This window comes from Methanobrevibacter sp., assembly GCF_045636185.1.
Classification (GTDB): Archaea; Methanobacteriota; Methanobacteria; order Methanobacteriales; family Methanobacteriaceae; genus Methanocatella.
Genome location: NZ_JAZTXC010000082.1, coordinates 1 through 16,304, shown reverse-complemented (window position 1 = coordinate 16,304; position 16,304 = coordinate 1). Strand labels below are relative to the sequence as shown.

The window sequence follows — 16,304 nt, the reverse complement described above, 5'->3', positions numbered from 1 at the left end:
ACCACCATCAACCTTAGCACTATTCCCATCAAACAAAGCATTTACAGCACTAACATCCCACTCAGCATAAACAGCACCACCATTATCATCACCCGCAGTATTATTAATAAAGAAAGAAGAAAACTCACCAGATTCCTGATTTTTATTTATAAAAACATTATTAGCATAAACAGCACCACCATAATCATAAACATAATTACTATCAAACGTACAATTATCAATTAATGCATCTTCTTCTGCACGAATAGCACCACCATAACACTGAGATATAGCCCCTTTAGCCCTATTAGATTTAAACAAACAATGCCTTACATCAACATTGTATTCAGTATAAACAGCACCACCATCAACCTTAGCACTATTCTCATCAAACAAAGCATTTACTGCATACACACCACCAGCAAAAATAGCTCCACCCTTATCATCACCAGCAGTATTTTTTCTAAAGAAAGAAGAAAACTCACCAGATTCCTGATATTTATTTATAAAAACATCATTAGCATAAACAGCACCACCATAATCATGAGCATAATTACTATCAAACGTACAATTATCAATTAATGCATCTTCTTCTGCACGAATAGCACCACCATTACAGTCACATATAATAGCACCTTTCGCATTATTGGATTCAAATATAGATTGTTCTACACCAACACTGGATTTAGCATAAACAGCACCACCCTGCTGAAAGGCCAAATTTTTCTTAAAAGAACTACCATTAATTACCACAGTCGATCCAAAAATAGCACCACCAAAAGATGAAATATTTGGATTTAAAGATGAATCTGCCATATTAGATTCAAATATAGAGCAATCCACCTGTACACCACCATCACAATAAATTGCACCACCATACCCACACACACTATTAGATTTGAATGTGGAATTTTCAACAAATAATTTACTTTGAGAAAATATTGCTCCACCAAAATTTCCACCATTATTATTTATAAATGTAGAGTTTTTAATAAAAATGTCATTTCCTAAACAAAGTATTGCTCCACCCAGATTATCAGCAGAATTATCCTTAAATATGGAATTTTCAACAAATAATTGACCCTCAGCACATAATGCTCCACCCCCAATTAAACCAAATAAAATAATACCAGAAGCTTTATTGGAATCAAATGAACAATTATTTATGTGAATATTATTTGAAGAATAAATTGCACCACCCCTCGAATATGCAGAATTATAGTTAAATGTGGAATTTTCAATAAATACTTCTCCAGCAGAGTATATCGCCCCACCATCATCATCATCTGCTTCATTATAAGCAAATTTACAATTTATAATTGTTAATGGTTTCTTTACACCATTGTATATTGCTCCACCATAATCGTCTGCCCAGTTATTGGCAAAAATACAATTTTCTAAAGTATACTGCGCAGAATCCTCAATATGAATAGCACCACCTTTATAATTATCATCATTATGGCCATTTAATATTCTGAGATTTTTTAAGACTATATTACCACTACTAGAATAAAATGCGCTGCAATCATCTTTCTCCAAACAATCTATAGTATGGCCTTGTCCATCAATAGTTAAATCCTTATTCAAAACAATAGTAGCATAATCTGACCCTTCATAATCCCGGGTTAAATTTAAAACAGAACCCGCAGGAGCATTATTTATCTCTTTTTGAAGATCATTAAAATTACCCGTAGCAACACTTAATTTTGAATCATCGATATTTACATTCCCAACATCATCATATACTAAAGAAACACCAATAACATCTGATGATTGACTTACATGGGAATTATTTAAATCAGCTGCAGAAACAAAGGATACTGATAAAATCAATAGAAATAACGAAATGAAAAATACTTTTTTAAAATCCATGCATATTACGCCTCATGTAAAATAAATATTCCAACAATTATGTAAAATATATTTTTCATCGCATATATATTTAATCAAATGCTTGGACATATTTCCCATAATAAACCTGTTGAAACATTATTTGCAATAGTGGAAAAAAATCTATATATAAATTAAATTACAAATTTAGCATACCTAAAAGGGTGTTCGGATGAATTTAATAGAAAAACTAGAACCGATAATATTGATAACAGCAATAGCAATGGGATTAATTTTAAGCAATATTGATTTACTTGCAAACAATATTGGAAATTTAACAAGTTTATTCTTATGCTTAATGTTATACGGATTATTTTTGGAAATACCTCTTAAAGACCTGAAAAAAAGTTTTAAAAACCTTAAATTTACATCAACAAGCATTATTATCAATTTCATATGGACACCATTATTTGGTTATTTTTTAGGAAATCTGTTTTTAAATGGAAATATTGACATTTTTATTGGATTTTTCATGTTAATATTAACCCCATGCACGGACTGGTATTTAGTATTTACCAAAATGACAAAAGGAGACTTGAATTTAAGTTTATCATTACTTCCAATTAATTTAATCCTGCAGATTGTATTGCTGCCGATATATTTAATAATATTCTTTTCAAGCAATAATTCAATGAACTATACTAATCTAGGATATTCATTGTTAATTGTTATTATAATCCCATTAGTATTGGCGCAAATTACAAAATTAATATTAAATAATAATTTGGAAGTAAAATTAAGCAGTTTTTTCTCAAAATACCAAATTATTTTTTTAGCTTTAGCAGTGTTTGCAATATTCAATAGTGAAGGAAATTTACTGTTTAAAAACTTGAACTCAGTTTTAACGATATTCATACCATTAATAATCTTTTTTGCAACAAATACGATTATAGATTTATTGTTAAGTGAAAAAATTAATTTTACCTATGAAGAGTATGCAAGTTTAACAATGACAACACTGGCCCGTAATTCACCATTAGCTCTTGCAATTGCAATCAACTCATTTCCTGGTAGAGAATTAATAGCTATTGCTCTTGTAATAGGTCCATTAATAGAATTACCTATTTTATACATCGTGTCCAAATTTGCTTTATGGATTAAAAATTCTGGTTTGTTTTTTACATGCAAAATATTTTAATATCTGACGAAATTTTCAAAAAGGGAAAATAAAAACGGTGCACGATAAATTAATGCAAAAATTATTAAAATAAAAATTGAAACGGTTGCAAAATTCTTGTGATATTCTTTGGAGGAAATTGGAGCAAATAACTTAACTCCCGCAGGTGTCGTTGCATCAAGCACAACATGTGAAAATAATCCCAAAAATAAAGACAATACAATTTGAATATATGTTATTTCAAATGCCTGTAAAATCACTACTGAAATAAAAAATAATGGAATGAAAATAGGCAATAACCTTTTATTCAAGAATAAAAAACTTAAAAGAGCAATCAATATAGCAATCAAGTAGTTATTTGAAAGAACCGTGACATCAACAACCAATTGCCATGCCCATATTAATATTAATGAAACAGCTGAAGTTAAAATTATAATTCCAGGGATAGAATGGGTAAAACTTCTGTGTTCTGAAAAATAAAAGGTTAAACCTAAAAATACTATAATCAGACCAATATAATAAGGTAGATTTAGGATATATAATGATATGAAAATCAATAATCCCAAAATTATCAACTTATAGACATGCTCCTTTTTGAATTTATGATCAAAATCAGGAATATTTGCACCAATAACGACCAAGGCAATTGCTAGAGGATTGAATGAATACAATAGTGCTAATATTAATGCAAATATAGAATGGCCTTTATAAGAAGACAATATTCTCACCTTATTCGAATATATTTAAAATATTAAATAAGTAAATAGTGGTAGCATTTGAAGAGTATTCCACCAATGACCGGTTTCCAATTAAAATCCAAAATAGGTTAAAAAACTTTTCATCTGCTCAAAGGAATTTTCAGAACTTCCAGCACCAACAGATGCAAAAGGTGATACGACTTCACATGTTACAGCAGGTATTCCCCTTAAATTGGATACATCTTCCACAGCACCCTTATACTGTGAACCTGAAATGTCATATGTGATGATTTCACTGCCAACATCATCCGAAATATACTTGGCAATCAAAACACTTTCTGGAGTTGGATTCTTAGAAGAAAATACTGATTCAAAACCAGGATTGCTGTTATAAGCAGTTGAGTGAAAATCCCCTACAGCATCGATTTTTAAATCATCAATAGCTTGAATGATAGCATTGCTTAATGAACCGTTAATATGGGCCGCCCTATTTAAATCAACTTCATTAAATGACCTTTCATTATTCATTGTTGACTTTGGACTGGCAAATGGAATGAAATAAACTGTATTATTTAAATCTTCACCAATCAATTCATTCAACAACTTCAAATTAGCCACTTGTGGGGGCAATTCATTTCCATGGATTCCTGATAAAATAAGTAGTTTACTGCCTGAATTGCCTAATTTAAAAATAGGAGTTCCATAAACACAAGACTGCAAAACAAATTTGGAAAAAGATGTCAATTCAATTTTTTCAAAAATATGTCTATTTTTTGCAATATAACCTCTTGATAAAAATGAAAGATAAGTCATTTCAACATTTTCATAATCATCTACCCTATCGAAATCCATATTTATTAATTAAATCAAAAGTCTTATTTAAGATTTTTACTTGTTGGGATAAAATTGAAAAAGTATATTAAAAAACTTATAAAATTAATTAATTACGAGCGAGAAGCGGAAATAGAATTGATGGTTTCTGAAATAGAAAATATGTCTGGTCAAAAAAGGGAAGAACTAGGCAGAGCCATCAATAAAGTTAAAGGAAAATATTTAGGAAAAGAATTGGGACTGAATATTGTCCAATTTGGAAGATCTGAAATTATAGACACTGAAATAAGTGTCGGAGATATGATATTAGTAAGTACTGGAAATCCATTAAGAAGTGATTTGACTGGAACAGTAACAGAAAAGGGAGCTAGATTTATTAAAGTAGCTTTTGACAACAGAGTTCCAAAATGGGCACTAAAGAAAAAAGTCAGACTTGATTTGTATGCAAATGACATTACATTCAGAAGAATGGAAGATAATCTGAAACATTTAAGCCTTAAAGGAAAGAATGCTCTGGAGTACTCCCTAAACCAAAGAGACCCTCAACCCAACAAAGACAACATTTACATTGACTATATTGACCAGTCATTAAATAAGTCTCAAAAATTAGCCGTTAAAAACAGTTTAACAACACAAAATTTCTTTTTGATTCATGGGCCTTTTGGAACGGGGAAAACAAGAACCCTAGTTGAACTAATATCACAGGAGATAAGGCAGAACAGAAAAGTTTTAGCAACTGCCGAAAGTAATGCTGCTGTAGACAACATTGTCGAGAGATTGGTGCTGAATAAAAAATTGAAAATTACCCGTTTAGGCCATCCGCAAAGAGTATCAAAGGATAACATTACCTATACCTTAGCATATAAAGTTGAAAAGCATTCATTGAATGATAAAATTAAAAGAATTCATAAAAAGATAGATAAGTTAATTGAAAAAAGGAGCAGTTTCACAAAGCCAACACCCCAGTATAGGCGAGGATTTTCAGACCACGATATTTTATATCATGCCTCCAAGGGAAAAGGGGGACGTGGAATAAGTGCAGATAAAATGAAATCAATGGCCAACTGGTTAGATTACAATTTAGAAATTGATGAAATGCATGATGAGATTAAAAGAATTGAAAATAAAATGATTAAAGACATTATTGAAACAAGTGATGTTATTTTATCCACCAATTCATCAGCGGCACTCGACAGCATATCAAACACCAAATTTGATGTAGTAATAGTTGATGAAGCATCACAGGCAACAATACCAAGCGTTTTAATTCCAATAGCCAAAGCCAGAAGATTCATCTTGGCCGGGGACCATAAACAGCTTCCTCCAACAATCATTAGTGATAAAGCCCATGATTTGCAGGACACATTATTTGAATCGTTAATTGACAAATATCCTCATAAATCACAGCTGTTGAATGTACAGTACCGTATGAACAGGGTTTTAATGGAATTTCCAAATTCAGAATTTTACAACAATAACTTAAAAAGTGATTCAAGTGTTAACAACATCACATTAAAAGATATTTCAGATGTTGAGGATGATGATGCAATATTATTTATTGACACCTGCGAATTGGAAAAAAACCATGAAAAGCACCTCAAAGATTCAAAATCCATTGTTAATCACATAGAAGCAAGAGTTGCCCTTAAGGTCGCAACAGATTATTTAAAAGCCGGCATTAATGAAAAGGATATGGGAATAATTAGCCCATATGCCGACCAAGTTAAATTAATATCCGAAAAGACCGATATTGAAGTGAAAACTGTTGACGGTTTTCAAGGCCGTGAAAAGGAAATCATTATCATATCAACAGTCAGAAGTAATGATTATGGTCAAATAGGATTTTTAAAAGATTTAAGAAGATTAAATGTAGCAATTACTCGAGCCAAGAGGAAATTGATCATTATAGGAAACAGCGATACCCTAAAATCAAATGCAACTTATGAACGCCTGATTAATTTTGTAGACGAGAAAAATTTAAGAGTAATAATTTAGGCATACCTAAACTTTATATAGTAGAAAAACATAGTAATGAATAGAAGTGAAAGATGACTCTAAACACAATCATCACTTAATTAGGACATTTTTTTTAAAACCCGTATAACTTTTCAACCTCAATTATGCGTCCTAATTAAGACCACACTTCTTAAAAAAAAAACTTTTTTAAAGTAACTATATTAATAATTATATACTATTAAAAATATATTTATAAAGTGATATTCATTTTTATAAAAATTTACATATGGTGATTATTGATGGATAAAGTAGTCTTAGCATTCAGTGGTGGATTAGATACCTCTGTATGTGTAAAATTATTAGAAGAAAAATATGATGTGGAAGTTATTACTGCCTGTGTAGATGTAGGCCAAGGCGAAGAAGAAATGAAAAAAGCAGAAAATATGGCTGCTAAAATAGGTCCTGGAAAACACTACACAATTGATGCTAAAGAAGAATTTGCAAACGAATATGTTGCAAGAGGAATCAAAGCAAATGCAGAATATGAAGGATATCCATTAAGTACAGCACTTGCAAGACCATTAATCGCTCAAAAAATTATTGAAGTAGCTGAAAAAGAAGGGGCAACAGCAATTGCACATGGTTGTACTGGAAAAGGAAATGACCAATTCAGATTTGAAGCAGTCATTCTTGCAATGTCCGACTTAGATGTTATTGCACCAATCAGAGAATTAAACTTAACAAGAACTGAAGAACAAGCATATGCTGAAGAAAAAGGAATAAAATTAAACTACGATAAAATTTACAGTATTGATGAAAACATCTGGGGAAGATCCATTGAAGGAGGAAACTTAGAAGACCCTGCAAACGAACCTCCGGAAGACATTTACGAATGGACCAAATCCTGGAAAGATGCAAACGATGAACCTCAAAAAGTTACCATCGAATTTGAAGAAGGTATTCCTGTTGCTATCGATGGTGAAATGATGCCATTAATCGAATTGATAGAAAAAGCAAATAAAATTGCTGGAGATAATGGTATTGGAAGAGTAGACACAATTGAAAACAGGATGATTGGTCTTAAAAGTAGGGAAAACTACGAAGTTCCAGGAGCTAAATTGTTAATTGCAGCTCACCAAGCATTGGAAGAACTTGTTTTAACTACTGATGAATTAAGATTTGCTGAATACATGTCTACACTCTATGCTGATTTAGTATACAGGGCATTATGGCAAGAACCTTTAAGAGAAGACTTAGACCAAGCTATCGACAATATGCAACAAAGGGTTAGCGGTGAAGTCACAATGAAACTCTTTAAAGGATCAATTCAACCATTAGTTAGAAAATCACCTTTCAGCTTACACAGTATCGAACAGATTACATTTGAAGATAAAGACACCGATCAAAGAGAAGTTGAAGGTATGATTAAATACCACGGTTTGCAAGCTGCAAACTACCAAAAATTAAACAGATAGCTTTAAAGCTATCCTTTACTATTTTTTAAAGCTTCAATGAAATACTCATTGAAAAAATTACGATTAAAATCAAATAACCTTTTAAAATTAGAATCTATAATGTACATATCACAGTAATCGTCTTTATCACGAATACCCCTACCGTATGCCTGCATTATTGCCATTACTGCCTGATAATAATACCAGGACGGGTCTAAAGATTTACGATATTTTACTTGCTCATTTAATTGTGGATAGGGAACTTTAAAAATAATTTGGAATCTACACAAGTCTCCCTTTAAATCGACACCGTCTTTAATGGAAGCACCAATAATAATAGCATCATCCTTACTTTCATTAAATTCTTTTAAAACCTCATTTCTAGATTCACCACCAACAAATAAAAGATTATATTCTTTTAGATTATCCATTATCCAGAATGCCTGTTCATTACTTGATGTATGTATTACACCCTTTTGATTAGGATATTTATCAATTAATTCTTTAATTTTTAAAATAGCTCTTTTATTTTTCCAGTTGGGATGATTTTTCGTTGACCCACTCATATTTCCAGCAAAATCAATATAAATCGGCCTATTTGAAACATCAAATGGGCTCTTTTCATAAATGTAATAAGTATTATCTGGATTGATATTATTCCACTGACAAAATTTATGCATATCTCCCAAAGTTCCAGTTAAAAATATTCTCGTGCTGCCAAAGTCCAATAAATTTTGAGTAGCATCTGAAACCGAATATGGTTTAAATTCAGCGGAAATATCCATTTTATTTTCTTTAATTGATTTTAAATCAGGTATATCAATGATTAAATCCCCACTTTCCAAACCCAATCTTATAGAATTAAATTCTTTTAATTCACTTTCTAAAATTTGCTTTTCAACATAATCCACATTAGAATATTTTGACGGGTCGCTTTCAAATTCATCTAAAGTAACTTGAACATCTTTGCCCGTTCCTTCTATTTTTTCAATATGTTCGCTACATGACTTCATTAATTTCTTACATACATCTATCCAGTATTCAGTCTCAGTCTTCATGTGAAAATATGACTTCTTCCCTTCCATGAACGCTTCAAAAATATCTATACCAAATTTTGTAGAAATATATTCCCGATTCAGTTCATGCGATGACAGCATCAGCATTTTACGCTCCAGGTTATGTGCTTCATCCAATATCAATAGCTGTCTTGAATCAAGCATTTGATTGCCAACTCCAACCCTATACAGAAAATCATAGTTTGTGATAACATTTTTTGATTTTTTAGCTTCCCTAAAAGCCATCAGATAGTCACAGTCACTGCATCTAGCAATATTATACTCTGCCTTTACACAAAAATCACAATTTCCCTTATAATTACATTTATAGTTTCCTCTACCCTTAATTTCAACCAATATATCTCCAAAATCATCCAAATATTGTTCTTGAAGCTGTTTAGTCATGGTTAAAATATAAGAATCCTCATACATATTGGCAAGAGTTGTAGCGATGGCTGATTTACCTATACCAGTTCCCGCTTCCAAAATAATATTTTTATATCCTTCGCCTATTGCAACATTGATTTTGTTAATCAGTTTGATTTGGGTGTTTCTTGGTGTATGTTCGGTTAATGACCAATGAATCATCCAGTCCAAGTTAGAATTATTATTTTTTTCGTTCAATTAAATCCCTACTCACAAGATATTCACATTAATTATTTTATAATATATTTATATTTAAAAGTTTATTAAAAACAAATTAAAAATAATTCTATATGTCAAAAATTAATGAATTACAGGATATAATTGATTCATCTGAAAATATTATATTTTTCGGAGGAGCCGGTGTATCAACAGAAAGTGGCATTCCGGATTTTAGAAGTGCGGACGGCATTTATTCAAAAACTCCGGAGGAATTAGTATCCCATACGTATTATTTTGAACATACTGAAGAATTTTTTGAGTTTTACAAAGAAAATCTTATTTTTAAAGATGCACAGCCTAATCCTGCACATTATAAGTTAGCGGAACTTGAAAAGGAAGGGAAATTAAAAGCCGTCATTACACAAAACATTGATGGACTTCATCAAAAAGCAGGCTCTGAAAATGTTTTGGAACTGCATGGAAGTGTCCATAGAAACTATTGTCAAATATGTAATAAAAGCTATGATCTGGATTATATTTTAAATTCAGAGGGAATTCCGAGATGCGAATGTGGTGGAATCATAAAGCCTGATGTAGTCCTTTATGAAGAGCCACTGAACAATGCAATATTGAGTTTTGCAGTTGATTACATTTCAAATGCAGAAACATTAATTATTGGAGGAACATCCCTTGTCGTATATCCTGCAGCGGGCTTAATTAACTACTTCAATGGAAAGAATCTGGTTTTGATTAACAAAAGCAAAACCCCATATGACAGCATAGCCAGTTTAGTAATAAACGATGCGATTGGTGAAACATTATCAAAACTGAAATAATACAGGGTGAATTATGGGCTTTGAATTCAAAGAAAATAAAAAATTAAAAGATTTAGCCAATAAATCAGAAATTTATGATGTACCCAAATCATTGACAGGTGAATTAAGGCCTTATCAAAAAATTGGTTATTCCTGGCTAGTTCAAAATATTAAAAATGGATTTGGAAGCATACTTGCCGATGACATGGGTTTAGGGAAAACTATTCAAGTTTTAACAACCATTCTTTATTTTAAAGAAAAAAATCTTCTTGAAACGGAACCCACATTAATAATCGTTCCACCAACATTAATTTCAAACTGGGAGCAGGAAATCAATAAATTCACACCAGAATTAACCTATTACATTTATCATGGCTCCAACAGAATTTTTCCCATAGATGACTATGATATCATATTAACCTCATATAGCGTTGTCAGACTTGATTTGGAAATGTTTTTAGACAGAAAATGGCTCATATGCATTATAGATGAAGCTCAAAATATCAAAAATCCATCTACGCAACAGACAAAAGCCATCAAAAGCGTTGATGCATTTAACAAAATCGCATTAACAGGTACGCCTATCGAAAATAAACTAACGGATTACTGGTCAATTTTTGATTTTGTAAATAAGGGTTATTTATCCACACTTAATGAATTTAAAAGAAATTTTATTGTACCCATTGAAAGATTAGGGGATGAAAGTGTTTTGGAAAAACTTAAAACAATGGCTAAACCTTTTGTTTTAAGAAGACTGAAGACAGATGAGGACATTAAAAAGGAACTTCCCGAAAAAGTCGTCAATGACATTTATTGCGGACTCAGCAAAAAGCAAATAAAATTATATAATGCCATACTGGATGGAATATTTGAAGATCTTTCATATAAAGAGGGCATTGAAAGAAGAGCAACAATTTTAAAAATATTAACATCACTAAAACAAACCTGTAATCATCCTGCGCAATTTTTAAAAAGCGATAATCCCAAAATTAAGGAATCAGGAAAAATGGAACTACTAATCGATATTTTAGAAAATATATTAAGTGCTGATGAAAAAGTGCTCATATTCACCCAATATGTTGAAATGGGAAAAATTATTCAAAAACTGGTTCCAAAGAAATTGAAAACTGATGTATTATTCCTGCATGGCTCCCAATCACGCAAAGAAAAAAGCGATGTCATCGATACATTTCAAGAAAATCCCGATTACAAAATTTTAGTAGCTACGTTAAAAACTGGCGGTACCGGTTTGAATTTAACAGCAGCGCAGAATGTTATCCATTACGATTTATGGTGGAATCCAGCCATTGAAAACCAGGCCACAGACAGGGTTCACCGGATTGGTCAAGAAAATGATGTTATGGTATACAGATTTATTACAAAAGGCACCCTCGAAGAAAATATAGACCAGATAATTAAAAATAAAACAGATTTGGCAAGCAAAGCCATCAGTACTGATGAAACTTTCATTACTGAACTGACAAATGAAGAATTAAAAGAAATTTTAAGATTGAGATTATAATTCAGCCAAATCGAAATCTAATCTCTCAGGAATTAGTTTGATTTCCTCCAACGAATTATCACATTTATAGACCAGTATTTCAACCCCATTTTCATAAGCTTCATTTAAAGTTTGAGAAAAAGTTGGATCATTTTCCCAGTTAGGCCTGAAAGATTCGCCCAAAGGATGCTGAACTAAAAAGAAAACAACACATCGGATACCCACTTTTTTTAATTTAATTAATTCTTTCAGGTGTTTTGTTCCTCGTTCTGTAGGTGCATCAGGAAATCTTGCTTCCCTGCCCACAACCAGCGTAACTCCTTTCACTTCAACAAAACAGGGTTCTTCCAGGACCGACATTTCGCAAGAGTCTTCAACTTCATTAGCCAAGTATATATCAATTCTTGAGTTGTCAACAGTTTTTTCTCTTTGATGATAATTATAACCGGAAAGTTCCTTTATTTGGCCATTGATTATTGCATCATAGACAATGGCATTAGCTTCCTGTGAGTATATTGATACCAGATGTCCTCTGTTCTCAACAAAATGCAGACTGAATTTAGTTTTTCTATTTGGATTGTCAGATGGCTTAAGCCAAACTATGGCATCTTCAACTAAAAGTTCCTTGCAGCGACCGGTATTGGGCACATGTGCTATTTCAATATTGCCATCAACTTCCACTTCTGCAATAAAACGATTAGGTCTTTTTTTAAAAATTCCCCTAACATAATCCATTTTTAATCACGTTACCAATATATGAAACTAATTGTGTGGCTGAAAATCCATTTCCATAACTTTCATATGCTTCATCACCTGCAAGGCCATTGATAAAGACACCAAGACATGCACAATCAAATGCATTCAATCCCTGAGATAATAATGCCACAATAATACCTGCAAGAGCATCGCCTGTTCCGCCAACGGTCATTCCGGCATTGCCTGTACGATTTATTCTGAATTTAGAACCAGATAAAATTAAGTCATTTTTGCCTTTAACAACCACACATCCTTTAATATCTTTTGTTACCTGTTGAAATTCTGTAATGTTTTCATCCACTTTATTAAAGTCATAGCTATCCAAATCCAATTTCAGATCCTTATTGAAAAACCTGTTGAATTCAGCCAGATGTGGCGTTAATACAATATTATCCTTATTTTTAATCAATGAAATATCAACCTGCTTTAGGCCATCAGCATCCAAAACAATCGGTTTTTTAATCTTTGTAACCAATACATTGAACAGTTTTGATGTTTCATCATTAATGCCTGAACCTGGACCTATCAATACAGAATCAACTTTTTCAGCCAATTCCAGAATGGCATCCAAATGCTTTAAGTTCAAATAATCTCCTTCAAGTGATTTTACTATTAAATCGGCAGATGCAGATTTGACTGGCGTTGCTGCACATTCAGGAGTTGCAACATAAACCAAATCAACACCGACACCAAAAGCAGCCATCCCCGAAATAGCCGGTGCTCCATGATAGTCTTTACTTCCACCAATAATTAATACGGACCCATTATTTCCTTTATGTGATGATGCTGACCTATTTTTAAGCCTTAAAAAGTCCCCATAATTAACAAAATATTCTGCTTCCATCGGTATCCCAATATCTGCAGTTACAAGACCGCCGACAAGCTCTTCATCAGCATCCCTCACACCAGTCTTGATTTTATGGAAACTTATCGTATAATCAGGCACTACTGCAATATCATCAATGCTTCCCGTTAACGGATCCATTCCTGATGGCACATCTATACTTATTTTAAGGCCGTTTGATGCATTGATAACTTCAATAGCTTTTTTAATATTTTCCTGAAGATTTCCTTTAATTCCAGTTCCAAGTATTCCATCAACGATAATGAAATCTTCATCTTCATCCAATTGAAAATCACCAATATTTGTTAAATCATGAATCGTTAATCTAGATAATCTCGGCTTCATATTTAATAAAACATCCAGATTGGTTTTTGCTTCTATAGAATGGATATTATTTTTTAACATATAAATTTCAACATCATATCCTCTGTTAAGCAGATAACGGGCAGCTACAAAAGCATCTCCCCCATTTCCACCAGAACCTGTAAACATCACTACCTTTACAGGTTTTGCAAAAGAAAAAACAGCAATTTTAGCCACTTCTTCACCCAATGATTTTCCAGCCGCTTCCATCAAACATAATCTTGATAAACCTAAATATTCACAATTTGCATCAGTTACCATCATATCTATCGGGTCCATTAAATCACCACAAATTAATTTAATATATTCAATATACATATACATATCTAAATTTAAGGAAAAAATTTATGAGAAAATTTATATTTAAACTTTTGACAAAACTGCCGACAAAATATATTACCAATGGCATATTCTTAATTGTACTTTTATTTGCATATGGAATCATAGGGTCACATTTTATTATGGGATTGAATTTAATTGATTCTATTTACTATTCTGTAAGTACCATGGCAACGGTAGGTTATGGGGATTATGTTCCTTCAACAGGAATTCAAAAGATTTTTGCAACAACTCTTGCTTTAAGCGGAGTTGGTTTGCTTGCTTATGTATTTAATATTATATTAACTAATTTTCAAGAGCGTATGACCAAATATTCTAAAGGAGCAAGGAAAATGAGAAAAATTGGACGTATGGATGATTATTATATCATTTGCGGTTATGGAAGAGTTGGAAAAGTTGTTTTTCAAGAACTGAACAAGAGAAAACAGAGTGTAATTATATTTGATAAAAACACTGAAGCAACAGAAGATTTGGTAGAAAACGAAAATCTTGTTGTAATTAATAAAGATGCAACAGAAAATAATTTAATATCCCAAGCGGTGAACGATAACTGTAGAAGCGTTATCATAAGTACCGGTGATGATGTAACCAATTTATTTATTGTATTAACAATCAGAGAGACAAATCCTGATGCATGGATTGTATCAAGAGCCAGTAAAATAGAAAATATTTCCCGCCTTAAAAAAGCCGGAGCTGATAAAATCGTGTCTCCAGAAGTCATAGGCGGAAAAGATTTATACCTCGAATCAGCAAAACCACATATCCTAAGATTAACGGTCCAGCATTCTTCAGATGAAATTTTTGATGAATTTAAAACTATTGCAAAATACGGCTGTACCCTAGAAAATATTGATTACCACATTCCCGGAATTGAAACCCCGTTAAGCCGAGAAATAAGCACAATGAACATTGAAGATGGAAAAAGATATGTTGATTATTTAAGAAAAAATAAAGATGCAAAAAATGCTCTGGACAATTTGTATGGCGCCGTCAACAATATACATTCACATTTAATATCCGGACCGGATAATGAGACTTTTAATAAATTAATCAAAGATCTAGAAAAACACCAAACAATATTGGGTAAAAATTTAAGCAACAAACAGATAATGGAAATAACTAAAAAAAGAAAAGAGTAGAGAGTAAATCTCTCTAGAATAAATCATGTAAATTGAGGATGTAAGAACCTAATTTACCTTCAAAGTTACCAGCGTCAATTTCAATTACGCCATCAACAGCACATGCTGCTTGAATACCAGCTTTCATTGCTGCTTTAACAGATTCTTCGTCTACACCATCAATAACGATTTCAAATACACCGTCAGCATCGTCCCTAATGTTGGAATCTACTTCACCTTTTAAGGTTACACACATTTTTTCATTAGTGGATGCAGGTAAGAATGCATATTTGTTGGATCCTACTTTAGAACCAGATGCAACCATACCACCAGGGAATGGAGTAATTACTCCTTCAACATTTGAAATTGCTGCTACAGCTAATTGAGCTGCTTTAACACCAGTCATTTGGTCTTTTGCTAAAATGAAGAAGTTTCCTCCAGCTACTCCATCTTTGAATCCGAATGTGGATTCAACTAAGAAATCACCAGACATGATAGGGATGGAATGAACTTTTTTACCAGCAATATCTAATTCTTTTTCAAATCCGTCACCGAAGAATTTTAATTTAGCACCGGTTTTTAATACATCTTCTGATTCAAGGCAGTTGAAAGCAGCTGCGGTTGGAGATGTTAAAATACACATACCGATTCTTTCCATTAATTCATGATCAAGTGATTTTTTACTGGCATGACAAATCATAATTACATAACCAGGTCTTCCATCAGGAGTGTTTTCAGCAGGTACAAAACAATCGATACCAGCTTCTGCAGGGCATCCGATAACTGAGGTTCCGTAACCAGTAGCTTCAGTTGCTGCGATTTTTGCTAATTCTTCAGTTGCTGCAGTAACTAAAATTCTAGTTACTTTGATTCCGAAACCTTCTGCATAAGTTTCTTTAATATTTACACCGTTAATTTCCATAATTTCACCAAAATTATATAGTGCAAAAAATATTTTTTTTGCTATACTAAAATATTAAAGAATAATAAAATAAAGTTTTCT

Annotated in this window: 13 protein-coding genes; 6 read left to right on the top strand and 7 right to left on the bottom strand. The window is 32.2% G+C overall.

The annotated features are described in order from the left end of the window. Nucleotides 1-1,851, bottom strand: a 1,851-nt coding sequence (locus ACKI3Q_RS05045; RefSeq protein ID WP_407414893.1) for a right-handed parallel beta-helix repeat-containing protein, incomplete at its 3' end; no start/stop codon positions are given. Between the two features lie 190 nt (nucleotides 1,852-2,041). Here ACKI3Q_RS05045 and ACKI3Q_RS05040 point away from each other — a divergent pair. After that, nucleotides 2,042-3,007 carry an arsenic resistance protein gene (locus ACKI3Q_RS05040; RefSeq protein WP_407414891.1) on the top strand — a complete coding sequence of 322 codons (966 nt, stop codon included), beginning with the start codon at nucleotides 2,042-2,044 and terminating at the stop codon, nucleotides 3,005-3,007. Here the strand turns inward: ACKI3Q_RS05040 and ACKI3Q_RS05035 are convergent. Further along, nucleotides 3,004-3,705, bottom strand: a complete 702-nt coding sequence (locus ACKI3Q_RS05035; RefSeq protein WP_407414889.1) for a metal-dependent hydrolase — start codon at nucleotides 3,703-3,705, stop codon at nucleotides 3,004-3,006. The two genes, ACKI3Q_RS05040 and ACKI3Q_RS05035, sit on opposite strands and share 4 nt — an antisense overlap. Nucleotides 3,706-3,795: 90 nt before the next feature. Continuing rightward, the gene (locus ACKI3Q_RS05030) at nucleotides 3,796-4,536 is read right to left on the bottom strand and encodes a succinylglutamate desuccinylase/aspartoacylase family protein (protein ID WP_407414887.1); all 741 of its coding nucleotides are present in this window, start codon (nucleotides 4,534-4,536) and stop codon (nucleotides 3,796-3,798) included. A 54-nt stretch (nucleotides 4,537-4,590) separates the two neighbouring features. Here ACKI3Q_RS05030 and ACKI3Q_RS05025 point away from each other — a divergent pair, with 54 nt between their 5' ends. After that, complete coding sequence (locus tag ACKI3Q_RS05025; RefSeq protein WP_407414885.1) at nucleotides 4,591-6,510, top strand: IGHMBP2 family helicase; 1,920 nt, start codon at nucleotides 4,591-4,593, stop codon at nucleotides 6,508-6,510. A gap of 260 nt (nucleotides 6,511-6,770) precedes the next feature. Next, nucleotides 6,771-7,946: an argininosuccinate synthase gene (locus ACKI3Q_RS05020; protein ID WP_407414883.1), complete on the top strand. Its 1,176-nt coding sequence runs from the start codon at nucleotides 6,771-6,773 to the stop codon at nucleotides 7,944-7,946. Between the two features lie 8 nt (nucleotides 7,947-7,954). Here ACKI3Q_RS05020 and ACKI3Q_RS05015 read toward each other — a convergent pair whose 3' ends face one another. Next, a complete protein-coding gene (locus ACKI3Q_RS05015) occupies nucleotides 7,955-9,604 on the bottom strand; it encodes a helicase C-terminal domain-containing protein (protein WP_407414882.1) in 1,650 nt (549 codons plus the stop codon). A 92-nt stretch (nucleotides 9,605-9,696) separates the two neighbouring features. On the opposite strand from ACKI3Q_RS05015, the gene ACKI3Q_RS05010 reads away from it, so the two are divergent. Next, nucleotides 9,697-10,401: an NAD-dependent protein deacylase gene (locus ACKI3Q_RS05010; protein WP_407414880.1), complete on the top strand. Its 705-nt coding sequence runs from the start codon at nucleotides 9,697-9,699 to the stop codon at nucleotides 10,399-10,401. A 13-nt stretch (nucleotides 10,402-10,414) separates the two neighbouring features. Next, complete coding sequence (locus tag ACKI3Q_RS05005) at nucleotides 10,415-11,902, top strand: DEAD/DEAH box helicase (protein WP_407414878.1); 1,488 nt, start codon at nucleotides 10,415-10,417, stop codon at nucleotides 11,900-11,902. Here the strand turns inward: ACKI3Q_RS05005 and sfsA are convergent. Next, nucleotides 11,897-12,616: a DNA/RNA nuclease SfsA gene (sfsA, locus tag ACKI3Q_RS05000; protein ID WP_407414876.1), complete on the bottom strand. Its 720-nt coding sequence runs from the start codon at nucleotides 12,614-12,616 to the stop codon at nucleotides 11,897-11,899. The two genes, ACKI3Q_RS05005 and sfsA, sit on opposite strands and share 6 nt — an antisense overlap. Further along, nucleotides 12,603-14,123, bottom strand: coding sequence for an NAD(P)H-hydrate dehydratase (locus tag ACKI3Q_RS04995; RefSeq protein ID WP_407414874.1), 1,521 nt, complete (start codon nucleotides 14,121-14,123; stop codon nucleotides 12,603-12,605). The genes sfsA and ACKI3Q_RS04995 overlap by 14 nt, the downstream gene beginning before the upstream one ends. Before the next feature lie 68 nt (nucleotides 14,124-14,191). Between ACKI3Q_RS04995 and ACKI3Q_RS04990 the strand changes: the two genes are divergently transcribed. Beyond that, nucleotides 14,192-15,322: an NAD-binding protein gene (locus ACKI3Q_RS04990; protein ID WP_407414872.1), complete on the top strand. Its 1,131-nt coding sequence runs from the start codon at nucleotides 14,192-14,194 to the stop codon at nucleotides 15,320-15,322. A gap of 13 nt (nucleotides 15,323-15,335) precedes the next feature. Here the strand turns inward: ACKI3Q_RS04990 and fhcD are convergent, their stop codons facing one another. Then, nucleotides 15,336-16,223, bottom strand: coding sequence for a formylmethanofuran--tetrahydromethanopterin N-formyltransferase (fhcD, locus tag ACKI3Q_RS04985; RefSeq protein WP_407414870.1), 888 nt, complete (start codon nucleotides 16,221-16,223; stop codon nucleotides 15,336-15,338). Nucleotides 16,224-16,304: the final 81 nt, after the last annotated feature.